Raw genomic sequence first — 22,791 nt, 5'->3', positions numbered from 1 at the left:
ATTAAACGGTGATGTGAAAGACATGGCCGGCTGCGAGGATGACACCTCATAAAGAGGATGACACCTCATAAAGAAGCAGCAAAAGATTTAGCGAAAGCTAACCGAATGCGGAGCGGTAGTTCAGTCGGTTAGAATACCGGCCTGTCACGCCGGGGGTCGCGGGTTCGAGTCCCGTCCGCTCCGCCACTATTTAAGAAGCCCAGTCGAAAGACTGGGCTTTTTTTCGTTTCCGACACCGTCCTCATTTCCCCCGAATTGCCTCTTTTTCCTCACGCGACTCAGTAAAACACGCAGAGCCAGACGGTGGTCGTGTCGGGATGGGTCCACTCGACCCTGTGCTTCTGGCGGGCAGGGATATTGATGTGATCTCCCGGCCCCAGCTGGACCAGCTGCTGTTGCTGAGTTTGCGGATCGATGAACAGCAGGCTGGCTTCGCCCTGCACCACCAGGATCCACTCATGTTCGTCCTGATCGTACCATTCGCCGGGGGCCGTCTGATGGCCGTGGGAGAGAATGCGCTCGATCCTCAGGTGATTGGTACTGACCAGATCCTGAAAGAGTTCGGTGGGGAGTGGCGAGGGGATATCGTTCAGCAAATTGCGGGTGTGCATGGGTATCTCCCGTCTGGCGGCGTGAATGGTACCTGCAGTATAGGTGGGTCGTTCACGCTCGCAGGGGAAGAGGGGCAGCCTGAACCCGTCATATCTGTGCCCGAACGAGAACATTTCCTGTGATTTTGATGAAAAAATCAGGGAAATCGCTGCAATCCGGATAAATTCTTGCTATTTTGCGCGCCATTCACGCAAACGATTTCCTTCACACTTTCAGGATTAGTTATGGCAAAGCAAGATATGGCCGCCCAATCAGGGAACGGCGGCTTTCTGGACTCTTATTTTTCCATTTCTGCGCGCGGCAGCAGCGTGCGCCAGGAGCTGGTCGCGGGGCTGACCACCTTCCTGGCCATGGTCTACAGCATCATAGTGGTGCCGAACATGCTGGGTGCTGCCGGCTTTGAGCAGGGGCCGGTGTTTGTGGCGACCTGTTTGATCGCCGCTTTCGGCTCCCTGCTGATGGGGCTGTGGGCCAAGCTGCCGATGGCCATCGGTTGCGCCATCTCCCTCACCGCCTTTACCGCCTTCAGCCTGGTGCTGGGGCAGGGGCTGAGTATCCCGGTGGCGCTGGGCGCCATCTTCCTGATGGGGGTGCTGTTCACCCTGATCAGTGTCACCGGTGTGCGCCAGTGGATCCTGGACAACCTCCCCTCCGGCATCGCCCACGGCACCGGCATCGGTATCGGCCTGTTCCTGCTGCTGATCGCCACCAACGGCGTCGGCATGGTGATCAAGAACGAAGGAGCCGGTCTGCCGGTACAACTGGGTGAAGTCACCGCCTTCCCGGTCATCATGACGGTGCTGGGTCTGGCCGCCATCTTTGGTCTGGAGCGTCGCAAGGTGCCGGGCGGCATCCTGATGGTGATCATCGCCATCTCCATCCTCGGCCTCATCTTCGACCCGAAAGTGACCTGGCAGGGCTTCTTCGCCATGCCGAGCCTGACTGGCGAGAAGGGCTCTCTGGTAGGTAGCATGGATCTGCTGGGTGCCCTCAATCCGGTGGTTATCCCCACTGTGTTGGCGCTGGTGATGACCGCGGTGTTTGACGCCACCGGCACCATCCGTGCCGTGGCTGGTCAGGCGGGCCTCATCAACGAGCGTGGCCATATCATCAGTGGAGGCAAGGCATTGACTGCCGACTCCGTCAGCAGCATGGTGGCAGGCGCCGTCGGTGGTGCACCGGCTGCCGTCTACATCGAGTCCGCCGCAGGCACTGCCGCCGGTGGCAAGACGGGTCTGACCGCCACCCTAGTCGGCGTGCTGTTCCTGCTGATGATCTTCCTCTCCCCGCTGAGCTATCTGGTACCGGCCTACGCCACCGCACCGGCGCTGATGTACGTCGGTCTGCTGATGCTGGGCAATGTCACCAAGCTGGACTTCAACGACTCGGTAGATGCGCTCTCCGGCATGCTGTGCGCCGTCTTCATCGTGCTCACCTGCAACATAGTCACCGGCATCATGCTGGGCTTCGTGGCCCTGGTGATCGGCCGCCTGTTTGCCGCCGAGTGGAAGAAGCTCAACATCGGCACCGTCATCATCGCCGTGGCGCTGGTCGTTTTCTATGCCGGTGGTTGGGCCATCTAACCCGTCAGCTTATTGCTGTTGTAGCGAAGGGCCCCCGCGGGGCCCTTTTTATTGGCTGTGAGACGGCTAACAGTTTTCCTCTTATTTGCTCTGCACTGTTTCAGATTGAAACGCCAACCCCTCTTCTGCTGTTTCAAATCCGAACCAAACAGCCCGTCATTTTTATCCTCTTTTCTGCCGTTAGACTGGCTCCATCAACCATTTGCCCACCCGAGCGGTGGCAAGCCAAGGAGTGAGCCATGAAGAAACTGATCAATGCCGTCGATGCCGTGGTCCGTGAACAGCTGATGGGGATGGCCGCCGCCCACCCCGAGCTCAAGGTGCGTATCGAGCCCCACTTCATCACCCGTGCCGATGCTCCCGTGATGGGCAAGGTGGCGCTGGTTTCCGGCGGTGGCAGCGGCCACGAGCCGATGCACGGTGGCCTGGTGGGCAAGGGGATGCTGGATGGTGCCTGCCCCGGCGAGATTTTCACCTCGCCGACTCCGGATCAGATGTATGAGTGCGGTCAGGCGGTTGACGGCGGTGTTGGCGTGCTGTTTCTGGTGAAGAACTACACCGGCGACGTGCTCAACTTCGAGACTGCGGTCGAGCTGCTGCACGGCGATGGCATCAAGGTGGGGTTCTCCCTCATCGATGACGATGTGGCGGTGAAAGACAGCCTCTATACCGCCGGTCGCCGTGGCGTTGCCACGACCGTGCTGTGCGAGAAACTGGTCGGTGCCGCCGCCGAGGCGGGCTATGATCTGGCGCGCTGCGAGGCGCTGGCCCGTCGCGTCAACAACCAGAGCCGCACCATAGGGGTAGCCATGCATGCCTGCACAGTTCCCGCTGCCGGCAAGCCCTCTTTCACCCTGGCGGACAACGAGGTGGAGTTCGGCGTCGGCATCCACGGCGAGCCGGGCATCGAACGTCGCCCCTTCAACGACCTCAACGCCCTGGTGGACGACATGTTCAAGGAGCTGGTCGACAACACCCCCTATGGTCGCACCCTGCGTCACTGGGACAGAGCCTCCGGCAGCTGGCAGGAGGAACACACCTTCATCGAGCCGTTCAACAAGGGCGACCGGGTCATCGCACTGGTCAACAGCCTCGGCGGCACCCCGATCTCCGAGCTCTACGGCGTCTATGGCCGTCTTACCGCCCTGTGCGAAGAGGCAGGCATCCATCTGGTGCGCAACCTTATCGGCCCCTACTGCACCTCCCTCGACATGACCGGCATCTCCATCACCTTGCTCAAGGTGGATGACGAACTGATGACCCTGTGGGATGCCCCCGTTCACACCCCCGCCCTACGCCGCGGCTGCTGAGGAATATTCATGTTAAGCAAGCATCAAATCGTCAACTGGTTGCTCGACTGCGAGCACATCTTCACCGAGCAGCGTGACTACCTCACTGCGCTGGATACCGACATCGGCGACGGCGACCACGGCCTCAACATGCAGCGCGGTTTCGCCAAGGTGGCCGAGAAGCTGCCGGCGGTAGCAGACAAAGACATCGGCCAGGTGCTGAAAACCACCGGCATGACCCTGCTCTCCTCGGTCGGCGGCGCCAGCGGCCCGCTCTACGGCACCTTCTTTATCCGGGCCGCGGCCAGCAGCGACGCCTGCCAGAGTCTGACCCTCGGCCAGCTTGGCAAGATGCTGAGCGACGGGGTGGAGGGGATCGTCTCGCGCGGTCGCGCCGAGCCGGGTGACAAGACCATGTGCGACGCCTGGTGGCCTGCCCTGGCCGCCCTGCAGCAGGCGGAACAACAAGGCTTGCCGCTGCCCGAGGCGCTGGACAAGGCGGTGGCGGCCGCCGCGGCTGGCGCCGAGGCCACCATCCAGATGCAGGCTCGCAAGGGGCGCGCCAGCTATCTTGGCGAGCGCAGCATCGGCCATCAGGATGCCGGGGCCACCTCGACCCTGCTGCTGCTGACCGCCCTGCGTGACAGAGCGAGGTTGTAGACATGATCGGAATCGTAGTGGTCTCTCACAGCGCCATGCTGGCGGCCGGCTTGAAAGCGCTGGCCGATCAGCTCGGCAGCTCGGCGAAACTGTTGCTGGCGGCCGGGGTCGATGACCCCGACCATCCCATCGGCACCGACGCCATCGCCGTGATGAGTGCGATTGAAGAAGCGGACGACGGCAGCGGCGTGCTGGTGCTGATGGATCTCGGCAGCGCCCTGCTGAGTGCCGAGACCGCCCTCGAGTTGCTGCCCCCAGAGCTGAGTGCCCGGGTGCGGCTCTGCCCGGCCCCGCTGGTCGAGGGCACCCTGGCCGCCGTGGTGGCGGCCGGTTCTGGCCTGACGCTGGATGAGGTGGCCGCCGAGGCGCTCGGCGCGCTGGGCCCGAAACAGGCGATGCTGCCAGCCAGCGCGGCGCAGGCCGCCACCGAGACGGCCCCCGTTGCCGACGACGGCTGGCTGCGCTGCGAGGTGGTGGTGGATAACCCTCACGGCCTGCATGTGCGCCCCGCCGCCCGACTGGTGGCCGCCCTCAAGCCCTTTGCCGCTGAGCTCAAGCTGCAAAAGGGGGACAAAGAGGCCAACCCCCGCAGTCTGACCCGGCTCACCATGCTCGACGTGCGCCAGGGGGACCGGCTCACCCTGCTGGCCCGCGGGGAGGATGCCGAGGCCGCCTTGGCCTGCTTCCAGCAACTGGCAGCGGATCGCTTCGGCGACTGACCTGCCGGCTTCAAGGCGCTGTGCTCGCTCGCCGAGCCTGCACAGCGCCACTGTCATGCAAGTGAAAGACGAAGGAGTCCCCGGCACTGCCGCCCCTTCGCCTCCTTTAGTTTCAAAAGAAGTCTTACGAAATAAAGAGAGAGGGATAAAATATGGACCGCATCATCATCAGCCCCAGCAAATACGTGCAAGGCAACGGGGCCCTCGCCAACATAGGCAACTACGTCAAGGCACTCGGCGCCAAGCCGCTGATCCTGGCCGACGCCTTCGTCACCAAGCTGGTGGGCGATACCGTGGCCACCAGCTTCCACGGGGCAGGCATCCAGCCCGAGTTCGACTGCTTCAACGGCGAGTGCTCCCGCCCCGAAATAGACCGTCTGCTGGCCCGCTGCAAGCAGACGCCGTTTGACGTCATCATCGGCATCGGCGGCGGCAAAACGCTGGATACCGCCAAGTCGGTCGCCTTCTACCAGCAGGTGCCGGTGGTCATAGTGCCGACTATCGCTTCCACCGATGCCCCCACCAGCGCGCTGGCGGTCATCTACACCCCGGAAGGGCAGTTCAGCGAATACCTGATGATCCCGACCAACCCCAACATGGTCATCATGGATACCGGCGTGGTGGCCCGCGCCCCGGTGCGGCTCTTGGTCTCCGGCATGGGGGATGCGCTCTCCACCTACTTCGAGGCGCGCGCCAACAAGGTGTCCGGTTGCCAGACCATGGCCGGTGGTGCCTCCACCCTGGCGGCCCAGGCCATCGCCGAGCTCTGCTACAAGACCCTGCTGGCCGATGGCTACAAGGCCAAGCTGGCGGTGGAGCAGGGGCTCTGCACCAAGGCGGTGGAGAACATCATCGAGGCCAACACCTATCTGAGCGGTATCGGCTTCGAGAGCAGCGGGCTGGCCGCCGCCCACGCCGTTCACAACGGCCTGACCCAGCTGGCCGAGTGTCACCACCTCTATCATGGTGAGAAGGTGGCGTTCGGTACCCTGGTGCAGCTGGTGCTGGAGAACGCCCCCATGGCGGAGATCGAGACGGTGCTGGGTTTCTGCCGCTCCATCGGCCTGCCGACCAATCTGCATATGATGGGGGTCAAGGAGCTGGACATGGCGCGCCTGATGGAGGTGGCCAAGGCGTCCACTGCGGAAGGGGAGACCATCCACAACATGCCGTTCAAGGTCACCGCCGAGGACGTGCTGGCGGCCATCGTCACCGCCCACCAGCTGGGGCTGTAACGACCAGCCAGCTTGCCATAGAAAAGGCCCCGCATCTGCGGGGCCTTTTCTATGTTCTGCGAACCGGTATGCAATGGTTCAGGCCGGCGTCAGCCGTGGTAGTCGGCAGGATCGATCTCGAGCAGTTTGAGCCGCCGCCAGAGGGTGGTGCGGCCGATCCCCAGTTGCTGGGCCATCTGGCTCACCTGCCCCTTGCAGGCATGGGCGCAGCGCAAGATGGCCTGGTGCTCCAGCTCGGCCAGAGTGAGCCGCGGCTGCCCCACCACCTCATCCGCCACCCGCTGATAACCGTGCCGAATGGCGGCGGGCAGCGCTTCCGGCGGGATCGGCCCCTGACCGGCATGAAGCAGGGCATGCTCGATGGCGCTGCGCAGCTCCCCCAGATTGCCGGGCCAGGGGTAGGCGAGCAGGCAATCGAGGGCCGCCGGGTTGAACTGGCGCACCGGCTCGCGTCCTTGCGCCCCCAGCTGCTGGCTGATGAGGCCGGGCAGATCGGCGCTGCGCTCGCGCAGGCTCGGCAGCCATAACTCACACGCCTGCAGCGCATAGAGCAACTGTCGCCCGAAGTGTCCCTCCTGCACCTTCTGCTCCAGCGCGGCGCTGCTGGTAGCGATGATCCGCACCTTGAGCGGCAGGATACGGGCCGAGTCGAAGCGCTGAAGGCGACCGGTCTTGAGCAGTTGCAGCAGCGCCGCCTGCATGGGGGCAGAGAGGCACTCCACCTGCTCCAGCACCAGCGTGCCGCCGTGGGCCAGTTCGAACTTGCCGGCCCGCTCCTGTCCCGCCTCGTCAGAGCCCATCAGCTCCAGCGCCATTCGCTCGCTCGGCAGGGCCTGACAGTTGAGGGTGATGAGCGGCCCGGCAGCCCGTTCGCTGCCGAAGTGGATCGCCTCCGCCAGCTGGGCCTTGCCCACCTCCTCCTCGCCGCGCAGCAGGATCGGGCCCTGGCTTTGGGCTGCCTGCCGGGCGTAACGCAGCAGCTTGCGCATGGCGCTCGACTCGCCCACCAGCGCCGAGAGTTCGGGCACCGTCTGGCGCAGCTGACTGATGGCCCGCAGCCGATCGACCGGGTGCAGCAGGGCGATAAAACTGACCCCGTCCGGCCCGGGCAGTGGCTTGAGGCTCACCAGCGCATTGATGAACTCCCCCTCCTGCGCGCCGAGCTTCTCCAGGGTCACCTCCACATGGCTGAGTGGAGTCTGCCCCTTGATGGCGAGCTGCAGCCGCTGGGGCAGCAGCAGGTGCTGCTCCAGCGGCTGGCCGAGGCAGAGCGCCGGATCGAGCCGCAGCCGATTGGCCGCCAGCGCGTTGAGGTAGCGCAGCCGGCCCTGCGGATCCCAGGCCAGTACACCGTCATCCATGCCGTCCAGCAGGGCGTAGAGCTCGCTCAGGTGATGTTGGGACTCCTGCATCAGGGTCTCCATCTGCAGCAGGTGGGCCAGCTCGCGCCCGGCGCTGACGGTGAGCGCCAGATCGCCGGCGCTCGCCTCCTCCACCTTGCAGGTCAGCGCCATGATGGCGACCTGACGGCCGTTGCTGTTGTAGACCGGGCTGGCGCAGCAGTGCCAGGGGTGCAGGGTCTGGTTGAAGTGCTGGGGGCCGCTGACGCAGAGCGGCACTCCCTCCAGCGCCGCCAGATTGATGGCATTGGTGCCGATGCGCCCCTCGCTGAAAAAGGCGCCGGGGCCAAACCCCAGCGCCGCCAGCTCGCGCAGGGTGTCGGGGTGACCGGTCTGGGTCAGCAGGCAGCCACTCTCGTCGGTGAGCAGCAGGGCGCAGGGGCGCCCCTCCATGAATTCGTAGAGATCTTCGAGGGCCATCTCGCCGGTGGTGAGCAGGTCGCGCTTGCGCTGGCGCAGGCTTTGCAGGGTCTGCCCCTTGGCGCTGTGGGGCGGATGCCAGAGGGTGGCGCTGGTCTGGTGAGCGCAGCGCAGCCAGGAGGCCTGCAGATAGTCAGGCCAGTCCCGGGCTGGCTGCATGGAGGCGGACAGGATGGTCACGACAAGATCCGGCAAAAAGAGACGAACGCCCATTTAACCACCCTTGCCGGCCCGATTCAGTGACCTGCCTCAGAGGGATGGCAAACCATCCTCGGCGGGTGCGGGGTCGGCAAACTGCAACTCAAGCCAGCGACAGAAGGTGCGGCACTCCGGCATGGTCTCGCTCTCCTGATGTACCAGCAGATGCCACTGCGGTCCCTTGACCCTGTGGGTGGAGAGCGGCAACAGCTGCCCCTGCTGACGAGCGGGACGGGAGAGCCGCTCGCTCACCAGGGCGATGCCGAGCCCCTGACAGGCGGCGTCCAGCAAGAGGCCGGGATCGGAGAAGTTGAGCCCCCGGGTCTGCAGATGCAGATCTTCCCCTCCCTTGAGGGTCCAGTGGTGCCAGTCCAGCTCCCGCTCCCCGTGCAATGTGGTGCGCTCTGCCGCAGGCAACGCCAGCACGGAAGGGGCGGCCACCGGCAACAGGCGGTCTGCCAGCAGCAGCTGGTGGCGACACTCGGCCTGGGGAGCCAGCTCCCAGCGCAGGGCGAGATCGATGGTCTGCTCGGCCATGTCGGGCTCTTCGTCGCTGGTGAACAGCCAGAGATCGACCTCGGGATGGGCGCGATGAAACGCCCCCAGCCGCGGCAGCAACCAGTGGCGGGCGAGGGTTGTGCTGGTGTTGAGCACCAGCTGGTTGGGTTTGCGGTACTGCTCCAGCCGCTGGATCCCCATCGCCAGCTGCAACAGCACGCTCTGGGTGGTCTCCAGCAGATCCTGCCCCGCATCGGTGAGGGTGACCGAGCGCCCCTGCCGGTGAAACAGCGGCTGGCCCAGCAGCTCTTCCAGCGAGCGGATCTGCTGGCTGATGGCGGACTGGGTCAGGTGCAGCTCCTGCGCTGCCTGATGAAAACTGCCGAGTCTGGCCGCCGCCTCAAAGCCCCGCAGCACGTTGAGCGGGGGCCACTGCTTGAACACCATTGATTAGCTCCACTTATCACTTTTACCGAAAATCGATCGTTTGTTAGCCACCCATACAGCAGATAGTCTATTACTCAACGCAGATTGATTAACAGCGCTTGTCATTTTCGGCCACTCATCGACGGACAATAGCGCGATCATCCAAGGAGTTTTTCATGTCATCCCGACGCAACGTCTTGAAACAGCTGGCCGCCATCGGCGCGCTGGCCGGGCTCGGCAACCTGCCGGGCAAGGTCAGTGCAGCCAGCAACAACGTAGGTGAAGATACCGCCACCAGCGGCGAGCCGTTCCATATGCCCGATGAGGCCGCCTCTCAGACCCGGGTCTGGGTCGCCTTTGCCGCCAGCGCGGCCATCTGGGGCCGCGATTACCAAGAGGTGCAGGCGACCATAGGCCGGCTGGTGCAGGCCATGGTGCCTTATACCCAGGTGAACGTGCTCTGCCGCGCAGCCGAACAGGCGCTGGCCCGCCAGCTCTGCGGCGAGCAGAACACCCGCTTTGTCGTCTCCGAGCTGGACGACATCTGGCTGCGGGATACCGGTGGCGTCTTCGTCCAGAACGGCGAAGGGGCGCTGGGGCTGGTGGATTTCAACTTCAACGGCTGGGGCGACAAGCAGGAGCACGAACAGGATGCGGGGGTAGCCGAGCTGGTCAGCAAGCAGGCGGATGCCCGATATCTGCAGAGCAAGCTGACCGGTGAGGGGGGTGGCATCGAGGTGGATGGCAAGGGGACCGCCATCCTGACCGAGAGCTGCTGGTTCAACAGCAACCGCAATCCGGGGGTAAGCAAGGCACAGCTGGAGGCGGAGCTGAAAGCCAATCTGGGGCTGCGCAAAATCATCTGGCTGCCCGGCATCAAGGGCCGTGACATCACAGATGCCCACATCGATTTCTACGCCCGCTTTGTACGCCCCGGGGTGGTGGTGGTCAATCTGGACAACGACCCCCAGTCCCACGACTACGAGGTGACCCGCCGGCACCTGGCCATCCTCAAACAGGCCACCGATGCGGACGGCAACAAGCTGGAACTGCATGTGCTGCCGCCACCGCTCGATGGGCGGGACAACCGCTTCAGTCGCAGCCGCGACTTTGCCGCCGGTTATATCAACTATCTGTCGATCAATGGTGCGGTGATCGCCCCCGAGTTTGGCGACAAGGCGGCCGACCGCTACTGCCACGAGTTGTTGGCCCGCCTCTACCCCGGCCGCGACATCGTGCAGATCAATATCGATCCGGTGGCCGCCGGTGGCGGCGGCATTCACTGCATCACCCTGCACCAGCCAAACTGATACTCCCTTGCCATGAGCTGACGGGGCGCTTCGGCGCCCCTGTTTGCCTCTCAGCAGTCCTCAGATCCCTGTCATGCCGATCTCGTCCAACTGCACATGGGCGGGTTGACGCAGGGTGTAGAGCACGGCCTCGGCCAGATCCCCGACCTGCAACCAACCGGGTTTGCGCTCATCAGCACAGGCCGGTGGTGGAACCTGGACCAGGCCGGGACAGAGGGTGTGAACCCGAATGCCCTGATGCTGGACTTCTTCTCGCAGCGCCTTGGCAAACCCCAAGACGGCAAATTTGGCGGCGCAGTAGACGCTGGCCCTCGCATAGCCGTTTTTGGCGGCCTGGGAGGCGATGTTGATGATGGTGCCGTGGCGCCGAGACAGCATGTCCGGCAGGCAAGCCTGGGTCAGCAGGAAGCTGCCCTTGGCGCAGGTGTCCATCACTCTGTCCCATTCCGATTCCGGCAGATCCTGCACCAGATAATCGCTGCCGACCCCGCTGTTGTTGATCAGCAGATCGATGGGGCCGAGCAGTGCGCTGGCCCGGGCATGCTGGGCTCGAACCTGGGGAGCATCGCAGACATCCAGCACCAGAGGCAGGACTCTTACCCCGTATTGCGTCGAGAGGCGGGCAGCCTCTTGCTCCAGCAGGGAGTGGCGACGGGAGGCCAGCACCAGCTCCACCCCTTCCCGAGCCAGCGCCTCGGCGATGGCCAGCCCAATGCCGCTTGCGCCGCCGCTGATCAGGGCGCGGGTTGCTCTCAGTTCGTTCATCTGTTGTTCCTCCTGAATGGTGGCGCCATTGTGGTGGGCGGCAGCGAGAGGGAACAGGGGGAGAAAGGGGTTGGCTCGAACCTTGGTTCGGATTTGGCGGAAAGCGTTCGAACTTTGGTTCTGTGCCGGCACAAGGCCGTGCTCTTTGGCTCTTGTCTTTAAAACAACAACGCCGCCCTCTCGGGCGGCGTTTGACCTTATGACAGTGCCTTGTCATGAGGTGGGGCGTCTACCTTGTCACCGGTAGGGTGGTCACCCTCCTTGATCCAGGCATCCAGCAGGGTGTAGCCCACTGCCAGCACCACCGGGCCGATAAAGAGGCCGATGATCCCCATCGCCAGCAAGCCGCCGATAACCCCCACCAGTATGAGGATCAGCGGCAGGTCGGCGCCGCGCTTGATCAGGAAGGGACGCAGGAAGTTGTCCATGGTGCCCGCCAGCAGCGACCAGACCAGCAGGAAGGTGCCCCAGGTGGTGTCGCCGCTCCAGTAGAGGTAGCCGACACAGGCCAGCAGCACCGGGAAGGGGCCAATCTGGGCGACGATCAGCAGGAACATCACCACCACCAGGATCATGGTGTAGGGGATGCCGGCAATCAGCAGACCGATACCGGCCACCGAGGATTGCACCAGGGCGGTCACCACGACCCCCATGGCCACGGCGCGGATCGCCTGTGAAGCGAGCACGGTGGCGTTGTCGCCGCGCTCGCCGGCCAGCCGGTGGGCGAAGCGGCGAATGCCGGTCGCCACCACTTCACCGGAGTGGTAGAGCAGGCCGCAGATGCCGACGGTCAGCAGGAAGTGGACGAACAGCAGCCCCAGGTTGCCCGCTTGGGAGGCGAGCCAGCGGGCGGTCTGGCCGAAGTAGGGGGCCAGCTTGGCAAACAGCACCTGACCACCGCTCGCCAGGATCTGCTGCCAGAAGTCGTAAAGCTTGCCGCCCACCAGCGGCACCTGCTGCAGCCAGAGCAGCTCGGGGGGCGGGGAGTGGCTGATGGTGGTGCCCAGCTCGATCAGCATGGGCGCCTTCTCCGCCACGTTGGCCAGCGCCATGAAGAGCGGGATGACGAACATCAGCAGCAGCACCAGGGTCATGAAGAGGGCCGCCAGGGCGCGCTTGCCCCACAGCAGGCGCTGCACCATCAACATCAGTGGCCAGGTGGCGATGGTGATCATGGTGGCCCACACCAGCGCGGGCAGGAAGGGGCGCAGCACCATGAAACAGGAGACGATGAGGAGGCTGATAAACAGCACTCCCAGGGTTATCTTGGCTAAATCCACTTTTTTCATATTCATAGCAATCCCTTGTCAGGGCCTGGGCCCTTGGGTAGCGGGTCATTATTCACGAGAGAGAGTATCCACCAGAGACCGGCGCTCAACCAGAGCCCCAGGCAACAATAAAGCAGCCACTGGCCGAGCAGAATGAGCCAGGAGCTGGTCAGCCAGAGCGGCAGCGCCCACCACAATGCCCCCAGCGGCAGGCCACCGAGCAGGGCCAGCAAGGGGAGGCGCCAGCCGGCCGGCGCCGTGCGCGGCAGCGGCAACATCATGCCGAGGGTCAGCCCCAGGCTGAAGGTGGCCAGGCCTGCCAGCGCCGAGGATTGGCTCCACCCGGCGGCCAGCGCGCAGGCGAGGGTGAGCCCGGCGCAGCCCCGGCGACTGGCTGCCAGGCCGGCGAGGCGGGGATACAGGGCCAGCAGTAAGGCGCCAAGTAGCAAACCGGCCGCCACATCCGACAGGAAGTGCACCCCGAGCCAGACCCGGGCCAGTCCGGTCAGGGCGGCCAGCAGCAGGGCCAGGGTGGCACTGCGCCAGGGGCTGGCGGGCCAGCAGGCTCTCAGCAACACGCCCCAGAACAGCAACGCAGAGGCGGCGTGGCCGCTCGGCATGCCGAAGCCCTGGGCGCTGCCCTGTGCCAGGGCGGGGTCGAGGTGGAAGGGTCTGGGCCAGCCAATCCCCTCCTTGGCCAGCTGCACCAGCAGGGTGAGGGTCAGCATGGCCAGCAGCAGCTGGCGCACCCGGGGCCAGCCCAGCCAGGGCAGCAGCAAGGGTAGCAGGGCAAGCTGAAAGGCGGCTGAACCGAACAGGTTGCTGACCTCGAGCCAGCGCACCTGGGCACCGAGCCAGGTCTGCAGTTGGTGGATCAGCGGGACTTCCATGCGGTGCAGTGCATTGCCTTCGCCACGAAAATCGGGCAGCCACAACACAGGGCTGTCGGGCATGGCGGCCAGTTGGGGGGCCAGCCAGTCGAGCTGGGCCGGGAAACGGCGTTGATCATCCGGCAACCGGGCCGGCGCGATCAGCCTGGCATTGAGGATCTCGCCGCCCAGATTGGGGGCCTGCAGAAGGGAGACAAAGCCAGAGCCGGTCTGTGCGCGGATGGGCTCCAGAGTCTCACAGGCAAACAACAGGGCGCGCTGCCATGGCCCCAGCTCGGCGACGACCCGGCCCCGCAGACCGGTCTCTTCATACAGCTCCCTCAGCGCCGCCTGCTGCGGCGTCTCCCCTGCATCTATGTAGCCACCGGTCAGGCTGTAGCGGGAGGAGACCCTGTCTTGCACCAGCAACAGCTGCTGCTGGTGCTTGACCACGCAGACGGCCGCCGTCGGGGTGGCAAGGAGGGGCGGTGACGACAGCAGGAGGCAGAGCAGCAAAAAACAGTGGCGCAACATGAAGGCCTGACCGATAGGGGGTGATGGGCACAAGCGTCACAGAAATCAGATAGTTGGGCAATGGTTTGTGGCCGGGCGCCGGGGCTGGGCCGGCGTGGCAAGCGGGCGACCCGGCGCGCAAGGATTGCCGTGGGGTAAGGCAGTCCCTAGTATTGGCAGCTATGTTATTTCCATGCAGCAAACCTTGGGACCTTCCATGAAACAGTTTGGTTTTTTTCTGGGCATCGCCATCGGTGTCATCCTGATCCTGTTCGGCAGCATCGTCATCTTCCAGGCCCTGCCTGCCGCGCTGGACGTGCTGGAGATGCCGAGCCGCATCCCCTTCGTGCGCGAGGTGTACACCTGGCTGATGACCAGTGCCAGCGGCCTGACCGGCCAGCTGGAGCAGAACTTCCTGGAGGCATTCCAGACAGTGCTCAAGCTGATCCTGCTCATCACCTTCATGTGGGTCTGCGTCAAGCTGGTCAACATGGGGGTTCTGATCATCCGGGCCGGGGTGGACCTCATCCGCACCGCCATCGAGCATAGCGAGGGCGCCCAGACCAAGAAGTCCGAGCAAGACCATCACTTCCAGTGAGCGGCTCGCACCATGAAACAGGCCACCTTCGGGTGGCCTGTTTGCATCTGGTACTTACTCTATTCGCGGCAGGTGATCGGCCGGTGGTGGCTGCACCACATCCTGGTAGCGGGCGATGAGCTGCTTGAAGGCCTCCCCCTGTCTGACCTTGTCGAGCGCCTGTTGCAGGCGGGCGACCTGCTGTTTGTCCGCCGCCGGGTTGAAGGCGAAGCAGTTGTCCTGATCCGCCAGGGTGGCGACGGTGACGAAGGTTTCGGGGGCAAAGCCCAGCTGCCTGGCCTGATGGAACAGCATGGCCTCGTTGCCGGCCACCAGATCGGTGCGGGCCATGATGAGCTGGCGCACCACCTGATCCATGCGTTCCACCGACATCAGGTTGGCAGGGCTGATGCCCCGGTTGAGCAGCAGCTGCTCCCCCACGTCCGCCTGCATCACCCCGATCTGCAGTTTGGTCAAATCGTCCTTGCCGGTCACCTTGGGGGCATCCCGCTTGCGGCCGACCAGCGATACCCGCGAGTGGCTGATGGGGCAGACCCAGAGGAAGTGGGGATCCCGTGCCCGGGTGTGGGCCGTGGTGAACAGCACGGCATCCGGCTGCTGGGTCAGCAGGTACCAGGCCTTGGCCCAAGGCATGAAGTGGATGGGTTGCTCCGGTTCCCCCATCTCCTGCCACATCAGTCTCAGCAGCTCCACCGCCAGGCCGGTGCTGTTGCCCGCTGCATCCAGGCCGTTGAGCGGCATGTTCTGCTCGGAGTAATAGGTGAATGCCGCGGCAGGCAGGGCGGCCCCCAGACAGCAGCAGACAAACAGACCGAGCAGACGCGACATGGCAGCACTCCTTGCGAAAAGTCGTCTTCATCCAGTTTAGGGAGTTATGCCGAGAAGTTCATGATTTCCGCTGAGGGAGCGGGCGGGAGGGGAAACAACCAGGCCATCTTGCGATGGCCTGGGAAGGGGTTACTTGAGCAGGGCTTCCATCTCGGCTTCGGCGGCAGCGCGCGCGGCTTCGGCCTTGGCGGCCTGTTGCTGCACGGTGGCAGCGGCGCTGCTGACTGCCTGCTTGGCGGGCTCGGTCACGGCCTTGGTGGCCTGCTGCTGCGCGGTGGCATCCGCGCTGCTGACTGCCTGCTTGGCAGGCTCGGTCACGGCCTTGGTGGCCTGTTGCTGCACGGTGGTCGTGGCGCTGCTGGCCGCTTGCTTGACTGGTTCGGTCACGGCCTTGGTGGCTTGCTGCTGCACGGTGGCAGTGGCGTTGCTGACCGCCTGTTTGGCCGGCTCGGTCACTGTCTTGGCAGGCTCTGCCACTGTCTTGGCGGCCTGTTGCTGCACGGTGGCAGCGGCGCTGCTGACCGCCTGCTTGGCGGGCTCGGTCACCGTCTTGGCGGCCTGCTGCTGCGCGGTGGCAGTGGCGTTGCTGACCGCCTGCTTAGCGGGCTCGGTTACGGCCTTGGTGGCCTGCTGTTGTACGGTAGCAGTGGCACTGCTGGCTGCCTTGCCGGCTTGTTGCTGGGCCGAGGTAGCGGCGCCGTTCACGACCTGCTGGGTGGTGTCAGCCATGGTCTTGCTGGCGCCCTGCTGCAGGGAACCCAGCACGCTGCCGAAGAGCGAGCTGCCGGTGGCCGTGCCGCTCAGGCTGTTGGTGGCACCGGAGAGCGCACTGGCTGCCGGATTGCCCTGCGCCTGCCAGTTCTGCATCTCGCTGGGCCAGCTCGGAGCGCTGGCCGCCAGGTTCTCGCCAAAGACCTGGGGCGTGCCGTCGCCCTTGAGCAGCATCACGGACATCTGGTTGGTCTGCGAGTTCCAGACCATGCCTGCCTGCTTGGCCACCTCGGGCATGGGGGCATAGCGGGAGACCACGTAGAACAGCGGCCCCTCCTGCTGCAGCTCGTTGGCGGTCTTGAGCAGCTGCATGGTGCTGTCGTAGTTGGGGCCGAGGATGGCGGTCATCCGGTCCTTGATCAGGGGCTGTTCAAACAGGTTGGCCTGGTTGGGATCGAAGCCGACCAGGGGTTTGAGCAGGGCCCACATCAGCTGGCTGGTGGGGCTCATCATCAGCAGGGGGGCAACGCAGGCGGACAACATCAGGCTCAGGCAGGCCGCCTGGAGCAACGGCATGATACGCATTGGGATAATATCCAAATAACGATTTGATTAATAAGGTTATATTTGTCTGGGGCCGACAAATTCAACGGGTTTTCCTGGCCCGGTTCTGAGACGGGCGGGCAGGCGCTGGCAGGCTACCATATTGGCTTGGGAATGCCAGAGAGGGCACCGCTTATTAATCAAGTTTGTGCGGCTGCCGGTCGCTTCCATTCTTCATCAAGCGAGGAGTGACATCATGAATTCAGGCAAGAGGGCAGGCGGCTGGCTGCTGCTGGCGCTGCTGGGCGGTGCGACCGGTATCGGCGTGGCGGCAGAACCGAAGCGGACGGAAGTGGGCAGCGAGCTGGTGTTGCCGCTGGGATCGCTGCCGGAGCGGGTCTGCTGGTATCAGGATCAGAAGTATTCGGCAGGGGCCCGGATCCGGCAGGGTGATGACTGGCTGGAGTGCGCTGCGCAAAACGAACAGGAGAGCAACGGGCCTCTGGTCTGGCGCGAGCCACAAAGGGCATCGGATGCGGCTGGCAAGGCGACGCAGAGCGGCACCATCACAGTGGGTCAGTGAGGCTTTTCTTGATCCAGCTAAAGACATGGACGTGACCTCTATCGCATAATGCGGCTCTTTTCCTCTCTTGACTGGGACTTCAGAAATGGCTCGTCGCTCTTCCAACACTCAACGTCGTCGCAACAGCTGGTGGTACAAACGCCTGTTGGTACGGGAACGTGCAGAGCGCGAAGCGCGTTCCGTTCGAGATTGATACTGCAGTGAAACACGGAGCCTCTGGCTCCGTTTTTTATTCATCATGCGCCGTGATGATGCGGGGGCCCTTGGGCCCCCGTTTTGTGTGTCCGCCGCCCGGTGCAGCCAGTGGACGGATCCGTTCACCTGGTCCGGTCCGCGGCGCTGACCCATGACGATAGTTGCCGAATTGCCCGCGCAAATAACCGTGGCAGGGGGATGACCGGACCCTTCTGATACTGCATGATGAAGTTTTCGAGAAGGAGCCTCAGATGCAGATCACCATTCGTCACGCCGAACCGGCCGATGCCCCCGCCTTGCGGGATCTCTATGCCATGCCCAATGCCCAGGCGGGCACTCTGCAACTGCCCTATCCAACCCTGGGGGTCTGGCAGAAGCGACTGGAGAGCGGCAGTGTGGTGGCGCTGGTGGCTGAGGTCGATGGTCTGCTGGTGGGGAATATTTCACTCCATATCGAGCCCAACCCGAGGCGCAAACACGTGGCCTGTATCGGCATGGGGGTGCGGGATGACTGGGCGGGCAAGGGGGTGGGCTCTGCCCTGTTGGGGGCCGCGCTGGAGATGGCCGACAACTGGCTCAACCTGCGCCGCATCGAGCTGACCGTCTATGCCGACAATGCAGCGGCGCTGGCGCTCTATCGCAAGTTCGGCTTCATCGAGGAGGGGCTGGCCCGTGGTTTCGCCTTTCGCCAGGGTGAGTATGTGGACGCACTCTATATGGCGAGGATCCGGCCATGATCGACTACCGCCGCCGGCTCATCCCGGTGCTGCGGGCGCTGGAGCAGGATCCGGATCTCTCCATCGAGGCGCTGGCGGAGCGGGCCTGTCTCTCCCTCTACCATTTTCACCGGGTGTTCACCGCCGTGGTGGGGGAAGCCCCGGGCGAGATGTGCCGGCGCCTGCGCATGCAGCGTGCCGCCTGGCAGCTCTGCTACACAGATGCCAGCGTCACCGCCATCGCGCTGGGGGCTGGGCTCGGCAGCTCCCAGGCGTTCGCCAAGGCGTTTCGTCGCTACTATGGCTGTACCCCGGGGGAGTTTCGCCGCGACAAGGGCAAGAACGGACACCTGGAGAGCAAGGATGGACACGCATGGGATGCTCTGTCCCCTTATGCTGAAGGCCACTCATCAGCAAGGAGCAACACCATGAAAACCGTCGAGATGGATGCCCGTACCCTGGCCTATGTGCGGGTCACCGGTCCCTATGGCGAAGGCTATGACGCCGTCTGCGGCCGCCTGCACCAGTGGGCCGCCGCCCGCGGGCTGGAGGGCGGGGAGTGGATCTTCATCTACCACGACAACCCGGAGGTGACGCCGCCGGCCCAGTGCCGCACCGATATCGGCATCACTGTGCCACCCCAGACCCGGGGCGAGGGGGAGGTGGAGACCCAGCTCATTCCGGCCGGGCGCTATGCCCAGTCCCGCTACCTCATCACCGATCGCAGCCAGTACGGGCCGCGCTGGCAGGAGCATGTGGGCGACATAGTGGCGGCCGGGCTGGAGTTCGGCAGCGGTCCCTGCTTCGAGCTCTACCACAGCGTGAGCAACGATCCCCTGCGCGACGACGTGAGCTTCTGCTCCAGCGTGCGCTAGACGTGCGGCAATAAAACGAGGCGCCTGTGGCGCCTCGTTTTATTTGGGATGAAGGCTGACCGTTACCTCATCAGGGCTGGCTGGGCACCTTGTCCCGCCGGGATTTCCACCACCAGCGCAGGCGGATCTGGGAGATCAGCATACCCGCCAGCATCAGGGCGCAGCCGACGAAGGCGCGCTCATCCAGGGTTTCCCCCAGCAGCAGGACGCCGCCGATGGCGGCGAACACCGTCTCCAGGCTGAGGATGATGGCGGCATGGGCCGGGTGGGCGCCGCGTTGGCCGACCACCTGCAAGGTGTAACCCACCCCCACCGACACCAGGCCGGCGTAGAGCAGCGCCTGCCAGCCGGCGACGGCACCGGCCACCGAGGGGGTCTCGATGAAGAAGGCGGTGGCCAGGCTGAGCAGGCCACAGACCACGAACTGCACCCCGGCGAGGCGAATGGGGGCGACCCGGCTCGAGTAGTGATCCAGCACCAGCAGGTGCACCGCCCAGAACAGGGCCCCCACCACCTGCAGCAGGTCGCCGTAGCCGATGGTGAAGTCCTCGGTGACACTGAGGTAGTAGAGTCCCGCCATGGCGATGAGGGCGCCGACCCAGGTGTTGGCCCCCGTCTTGTGGCGCAGAGCCAGGCCGATGACGGGCACCAGTATGATGTAGAGGCCGGTGATGAAGCCCGCCTTGGCGGCCGTGGTGTAGAGCAGCCCCACCTGTTGTAGCGATGCGGCGCTGAACAGCACGGTACCGGCGATGAGGCCGCCGGTCAGCAGCAGGCGACAATCTCCGGCCTGCCCGCCCGGCTGGCGGGATTTGAGCCACCACAAGAGCGGCAGCAGGGAGAGGGCCCCCAGCAGAAAACGCAGGCCGTTGAAGGTGTAAGGGCCCATGTGGTCCATCCCGAGCCGCTGGGCGACGAAGCCCAGCCCCCAGATGGCGGCGGCCATCAATAACATCATGTTCGAACGCATAGATTCATCCCTGAAAGACGGACGGGCAGGGCCGTGCCGCAAAGCTCCAGCCTCCAAGATAACCGTGAGCGGGGGGATTTGTCTTGCGCTGTCGGTGAGGTTGGCGGCGTGAGCGGTTATCCTGCTGCACAGCCGCAGGCCAGGTGGCTCAACCGTTGGCGATTCTGGCCAGCAGGGGAATGAGGGCGAGCAGCAAGAGGTTGCCGCGCAGGATCCAGATCACCCAGAACTGCTGCTGAATGGAGACCATGGGGGCGCGTCCCTGGCGCAGGGAGCGGCGCCAGCGATAGAAGAGGCGGCTGGGGTAGCCAAAGCTTATGGCCATCACGAAGAACAGCAGCAGCTTGGTGCGATAGCCCGGATTGGCGAGCAGCACGGCCGGTTCGTCGGGGTGGGCAAGTACCTGCAGCACCCCGGTGATGAAGATGAGCAACAGGGCCAGTGCCGCCAGACCGTCGGCCAGCAGCAGCTTGCGCACCTGCTCGATGGACATGCCGCGGCGGAACAGGAAATATTCGGAGGTGATCGCCCCGGTCAGGGTGATCACGGCGCAGTAGTGCAGCGCCATCAACAGGTCCGGGTTCAGCATCCGTGTCGATTACCTCTAATTGAGCAGATAAACAGCTTCCTTTTGGACGCCATCTCGCGCTGCTGATATTCTGACACTACGCGTGGTCTGGCAATAGCAGGAGTCAGGATTGGTTAAACGAGCGGTCGCCAAAAAAACCTGGTCCCTGGTAACCAGGATGCGTCTGGGCCTGCTTTTGCTGTTCATTCCGGTGCTGATGCTGGGTGGTATCTACTACCTGCACATGGAGCGGAGTCTGCAAAGCGAGCTGCAGCAACGCCTGCTCGCCACCAACCACCAGCTTCGTCACGTCTTCATCGAGCCCTACCTGCACGAGATGGAGCGCCAGTTCACCCTCATCTACGACAGGGTCAAGGTTGAGGACATCAGCGGTCCCCGCCTGCTCAACACCGAGACCTATCTGAAGGAGTGGCAGCTCTACAAGGGGATCATGGCCGATCTGGTCTACATCTATGTCGGCACCGCCGAGCGCCAGATGCTGATCTACCCCGATTGGCAGGCGGATGCCAACTTCGATCCCAGGGTGCGTCCCTGGTATCAGCTGGCCAGCCAGCACGTGGGCAAGATGGTCTGGACCGAGCCCTATTACGACTACACCAACGGCAACCTGGTGATCGCCCTGGCGCGGGCCCTGACCGACAGGGAGGGCAAGGTGCGCGGGGTCCTTGCGGTCGATGCCATCCTGGCCCCCTTCTCCGCCCAGCTGAATCGTCAGCTGGGGGAGGGCTACCAGATGATCGTCAACCAGTCCGGCAAGGTGCTGGCCCATCCTGACGCGGCCCAGCTGCTCAAGCCCATGACCCACCCAGAATGGCTCGCTCGCTTCACCCAGGAGGACGGCATCTTTCTGGACAAGGACTCCCGCCAGTTCGTGGCCTACAGCAGGCTGCAGGAGCGCAACTGGGTACTGATCAGCGTGCAGCCGGCGGCCAGCGTGATGGCGGTGGTGGACAGGGTCTCCCTCAACGTGCTGCTGATGGTGGCGCTGGCCTGTGTGCTCTACTTGATGTTGGCGCTGATCTGGTCCCGCTATTTTCGCCGCATGCTCGACGAGATCTCGAGCATGATCCGGGCCAGCCGGATGGAACCTGACGGGGTACCCCAGGGGGGCATGCGCGAGCTCAGACACGTCTATGCCGAGCTGGCCGAGGTGAGCAAGGATTATCACGAGGCGCGCCAGCAGGCCAACCTCGACAAGCTGACCGGTCTCTACAATCGCCGCTTCTTCGATGAACGTTTCAACCGACTGCTGCAGGATCAGCAGCCGTTCTGCCTGGCCATGGTGGATCTGGACGACTTCAAGCGGGTCAACGACACCTTCGGCCATCAGACCGGGGATGTGGTGCTCAAGCGGGTGAGCCAGCTCGGCCGGGCCCTGCTGGGGGATCACGGCTGGGTCTGCCGTTACGGTGGCGAGGAGCTGGTGGTGCTGCTGGTCAACCCGGACATCCACTTCTGCCAGATGCTGCTGGAGCAGTTCCGCAAGGGGGTGGAGTCACTGGACTGGCGCGAGCCGGGGCTCAGGATCACCTTGAGTGGCGGGCTGGTGGCCAGCCGGGCGGGGATGGATGGCAAGGCGCTGCTGGCGGCGGTCGATGCCGAGGTGTATCGCGCCAAACGCGATGGCAAGAACTGCATCCATCTGGGCCGAGCAGAGGCGAAGGGGCAGGAGGAGACGCCCCCTGCCGACGATGCACTGCTGAGCAACGAAGAGGCCTGAGGGCCTCTTCTTCATTCAGGAGGCCAGCTGCCAGTCGAGAGTGGGCCAGGCCTGCTCGGCGGCGATCTGGCGCAGCCCCGGGGCGGGATTGACCGCGTGGGGGTGGGTCACCGCCTGCAGCAGCGGCAGGTCGTTGTGGGAGTCGCTGTAGCCGTGGCTCTCCCGCCAGGGGTCGGCGCTTGCGGCAAACAGCTGGTTGATGCGGGCTACCTTGCCCTCGCGAAAACTGAGGGTGCCGCGGGTCTGGCCGGTCAGCATGCCGGCCTCTTCATCCAGCAGGATGGCCACGCAGTGATCCATCCCCAGCATCTGCGCCATGGGGGCCACCAGGTGCTCGCCGGAGGCGGAGATGAGCACCAGCTCGTCGCCCCGCTTGCGGTGCCACTCGATGCGCTCCACCCCCTCAGGGTAGATGCGCTCGCGCAGCACCTGCTCGGCAAAGCGGGCACAGAGCGGGTCGAGCCACTGGCGCGACTTGCCTGCCAGCGGTTGCAGGGTGAAGGCCATGTACTGGTGCATGTCCATCTTGCCCTGATGGTAGAGGGACATCATGGCCTGCTCCTCGGCGATCATGCCGGCCGGGGCCAGCTCCTCGGTCACCATGTACTCCAGCCAGAGGCTGGCGGAATCCCCGGCAATCAGGGTCTCGTCCAGATCAAACAGTGCCAGTGCCATGGGTGCTCCTCGCAGTGAAAATG

General features: G+C 64.3%; 22 protein-coding genes and 1 tRNA gene. 12 read left to right on the top strand and 11 right to left on the bottom strand.

Annotation, left to right across the window (positions count from 1 at the left end):
• Nucleotides 1-109: 109 nt before the first annotated feature.
• Nucleotides 110-186 (top strand) — tRNA-Asp (locus BN1143_RS07610).
• A 92-nt stretch (nucleotides 187-278) separates the two neighbouring features.
• Here BN1143_RS07610 and BN1143_RS07605 read toward each other — a convergent pair.
• On the bottom strand, nucleotides 279-611 hold the full coding sequence (locus BN1143_RS07605; protein ID WP_017783793.1) for a cupin domain-containing protein: 333 nt from the start codon (nucleotides 609-611) through the stop codon (nucleotides 279-281).
• A gap of 225 nt (nucleotides 612-836) precedes the next feature.
• On the opposite strand from BN1143_RS07605, the gene BN1143_RS07600 reads away from it, so the two are divergent.
• The 5 genes from BN1143_RS07600 to BN1143_RS07580 all read left to right on the top strand — a co-directional run bounded on the left by BN1143_RS07600 (nucleotide 837) and on the right by BN1143_RS07580 (nucleotide 6,098).
• Complete coding sequence (locus BN1143_RS07600; RefSeq protein ID WP_010635854.1) at nucleotides 837-2,195, top strand: NCS2 family permease; 1,359 nt, start codon at nucleotides 837-839, stop codon at nucleotides 2,193-2,195.
• A gap of 239 nt (nucleotides 2,196-2,434) precedes the next feature.
• On the top strand, nucleotides 2,435-3,505 hold the full coding sequence (dhaK, locus tag BN1143_RS07595) for a dihydroxyacetone kinase subunit DhaK (RefSeq protein WP_042050177.1): 1,071 nt from the start codon (nucleotides 2,435-2,437) through the stop codon (nucleotides 3,503-3,505).
• 9 nt (nucleotides 3,506-3,514) lie between these two features.
• Entirely contained in the window at nucleotides 3,515-4,144 is a 630-nt protein-coding gene (gene dhaL, locus BN1143_RS07590; RefSeq protein WP_042050176.1) for a dihydroxyacetone kinase subunit DhaL, read from the top strand.
• 2 nt (nucleotides 4,145-4,146) lie between these two features.
• Nucleotides 4,147-4,863, top strand: coding sequence for a dihydroxyacetone kinase phosphoryl donor subunit DhaM (gene dhaM / locus BN1143_RS07585; protein ID WP_042050175.1), 717 nt, complete (start codon nucleotides 4,147-4,149; stop codon nucleotides 4,861-4,863).
• Nucleotides 4,864-5,015: 152 nt separating this feature from the next.
• The gene (locus BN1143_RS07580) at nucleotides 5,016-6,098 is read left to right on the top strand and encodes a glycerol dehydrogenase (protein ID WP_042050174.1); all 1,083 of its coding nucleotides are present in this window, start codon (nucleotides 5,016-5,018) and stop codon (nucleotides 6,096-6,098) included.
• Nucleotides 6,099-6,187: 89 nt separating this feature from the next.
• On the opposite strand, the gene dhaR is transcribed toward BN1143_RS07580, so the two are convergent.
• Together dhaR and BN1143_RS07570 are read right to left on the bottom strand one after the other, a co-directional pair.
• On the bottom strand, nucleotides 6,188-8,098 hold the full coding sequence (dhaR, locus tag BN1143_RS07575) for a dihydroxyacetone kinase operon transcriptional regulator DhaR (RefSeq protein ID WP_197069852.1): 1,911 nt from the start codon (nucleotides 8,096-8,098) through the stop codon (nucleotides 6,188-6,190).
• A gap of 69 nt (nucleotides 8,099-8,167) precedes the next feature.
• Nucleotides 8,168-9,061 (bottom strand): LysR family transcriptional regulator, encoded by an 894-nt coding sequence (locus BN1143_RS07570; protein ID WP_042050172.1) that lies wholly within the window; start codon nucleotides 9,059-9,061, stop codon nucleotides 8,168-8,170.
• A 155-nt stretch (nucleotides 9,062-9,216) separates the two neighbouring features.
• On the opposite strand from BN1143_RS07570, the gene BN1143_RS07565 reads away from it, so the two are divergent.
• On the top strand, nucleotides 9,217-10,350 hold the full coding sequence (locus BN1143_RS07565; RefSeq protein WP_042050171.1) for an agmatine deiminase family protein: 1,134 nt from the start codon (nucleotides 9,217-9,219) through the stop codon (nucleotides 10,348-10,350).
• Between the two features lie 60 nt (nucleotides 10,351-10,410).
• On the opposite strand, the gene BN1143_RS07560 is transcribed toward BN1143_RS07565, so the two are convergent.
• From BN1143_RS07560 to BN1143_RS07550, 3 genes are all read right to left on the bottom strand, one after another.
• Entirely contained in the window at nucleotides 10,411-11,115 is a 705-nt protein-coding gene (locus tag BN1143_RS07560; RefSeq protein WP_042050170.1) for an SDR family oxidoreductase, read from the bottom strand.
• A gap of 197 nt (nucleotides 11,116-11,312) precedes the next feature.
• Nucleotides 11,313-12,410, bottom strand: coding sequence for an AI-2E family transporter YdiK (gene ydiK / locus BN1143_RS07555; RefSeq protein ID WP_042050169.1), 1,098 nt, complete (start codon nucleotides 12,408-12,410; stop codon nucleotides 11,313-11,315).
• The gene (locus BN1143_RS07550; RefSeq protein WP_042050168.1) at nucleotides 12,407-13,786 is read right to left on the bottom strand and encodes a bifunctional NUDIX hydrolase/phosphatase PAP2 family protein; all 1,380 of its coding nucleotides are present in this window, start codon (nucleotides 13,784-13,786) and stop codon (nucleotides 12,407-12,409) included. Before BN1143_RS07550 ends, ydiK begins: the two co-directional genes overlap by 4 nt.
• A gap of 196 nt (nucleotides 13,787-13,982) precedes the next feature.
• On the opposite strand from BN1143_RS07550, the gene BN1143_RS07545 reads away from it, so the two are divergent.
• Complete coding sequence (locus BN1143_RS07545) at nucleotides 13,983-14,363, top strand: hypothetical protein (protein ID WP_042050167.1); 381 nt, start codon at nucleotides 13,983-13,985, stop codon at nucleotides 14,361-14,363.
• Nucleotides 14,364-14,417: 54 nt separating this feature from the next.
• On the opposite strand, the gene BN1143_RS07540 is transcribed toward BN1143_RS07545, so the two are convergent.
• The gene (locus tag BN1143_RS07540) at nucleotides 14,418-15,191 is read right to left on the bottom strand and encodes a substrate-binding periplasmic protein (RefSeq protein WP_042050166.1); all 774 of its coding nucleotides are present in this window, start codon (nucleotides 15,189-15,191) and stop codon (nucleotides 14,418-14,420) included.
• Between the two features lie 129 nt (nucleotides 15,192-15,320).
• Nucleotides 15,321-16,487, bottom strand: coding sequence for a hypothetical protein (locus BN1143_RS07535; protein ID WP_042050165.1), 1,167 nt, complete (start codon nucleotides 16,485-16,487; stop codon nucleotides 15,321-15,323).
• Nucleotides 16,488-16,701: 214 nt separating this feature from the next.
• Between BN1143_RS07535 and BN1143_RS07530 the strand changes: the two genes are divergently transcribed.
• The 3 genes from BN1143_RS07530 (at nucleotide 16,702) to BN1143_RS07520 (ending at nucleotide 18,814) form a co-directional block, all read left to right on the top strand.
• Entirely contained in the window at nucleotides 16,702-17,028 is a 327-nt protein-coding gene (locus BN1143_RS07530) for a YnjH family protein (protein ID WP_010635865.1), read from the top strand.
• 446 nt (nucleotides 17,029-17,474) lie between these two features.
• The gene (locus BN1143_RS07525; protein ID WP_005306188.1) at nucleotides 17,475-17,960 is read left to right on the top strand and encodes a GNAT family N-acetyltransferase; all 486 of its coding nucleotides are present in this window, start codon (nucleotides 17,475-17,477) and stop codon (nucleotides 17,958-17,960) included.
• Nucleotides 17,957-18,814: an AraC family transcriptional regulator gene (locus BN1143_RS07520; RefSeq protein ID WP_042050164.1), complete on the top strand. Its 858-nt coding sequence runs from the start codon at nucleotides 17,957-17,959 to the stop codon at nucleotides 18,812-18,814. The genes BN1143_RS07525 and BN1143_RS07520 overlap by 4 nt, the downstream gene beginning before the upstream one ends.
• Nucleotides 18,815-18,884: 70 nt before the next feature.
• On the opposite strand, the gene BN1143_RS07515 is transcribed toward BN1143_RS07520, so the two are convergent.
• On the bottom strand, nucleotides 18,885-19,784 hold the full coding sequence (locus tag BN1143_RS07515) for a DMT family transporter (RefSeq protein ID WP_042050163.1): 900 nt from the start codon (nucleotides 19,782-19,784) through the stop codon (nucleotides 18,885-18,887).
• A gap of 148 nt (nucleotides 19,785-19,932) precedes the next feature.
• Nucleotides 19,933-20,373 (bottom strand): DUF2214 family protein, encoded by a 441-nt coding sequence (locus BN1143_RS07510; protein ID WP_005306181.1) that lies wholly within the window; start codon nucleotides 20,371-20,373, stop codon nucleotides 19,933-19,935.
• 109 nt (nucleotides 20,374-20,482) lie between these two features.
• Here BN1143_RS07510 and BN1143_RS07505 point away from each other — a divergent pair, with 109 nt between their 5' ends.
• On the top strand, nucleotides 20,483-22,093 hold the full coding sequence (locus tag BN1143_RS07505; RefSeq protein WP_042006087.1) for a sensor domain-containing diguanylate cyclase: 1,611 nt from the start codon (nucleotides 20,483-20,485) through the stop codon (nucleotides 22,091-22,093).
• Between the two features lie 15 nt (nucleotides 22,094-22,108).
• Here the strand turns inward: BN1143_RS07505 and BN1143_RS07500 are convergent, their stop codons facing one another.
• Nucleotides 22,109-22,768 (bottom strand): HAD family hydrolase, encoded by a 660-nt coding sequence (locus BN1143_RS07500; RefSeq protein ID WP_042050162.1) that lies wholly within the window; start codon nucleotides 22,766-22,768, stop codon nucleotides 22,109-22,111.
• Nucleotides 22,769-22,791: the final 23 nt, after the last annotated feature.

The sequence above is a fragment of the Aeromonas dhakensis genome, from assembly GCF_000820305.1.
Taxonomy (GTDB): Bacteria; Pseudomonadota; Gammaproteobacteria; order Enterobacterales; family Aeromonadaceae; genus Aeromonas; species Aeromonas dhakensis.
This window is presented reverse-complemented; position numbering and strand designations above follow the sequence as displayed.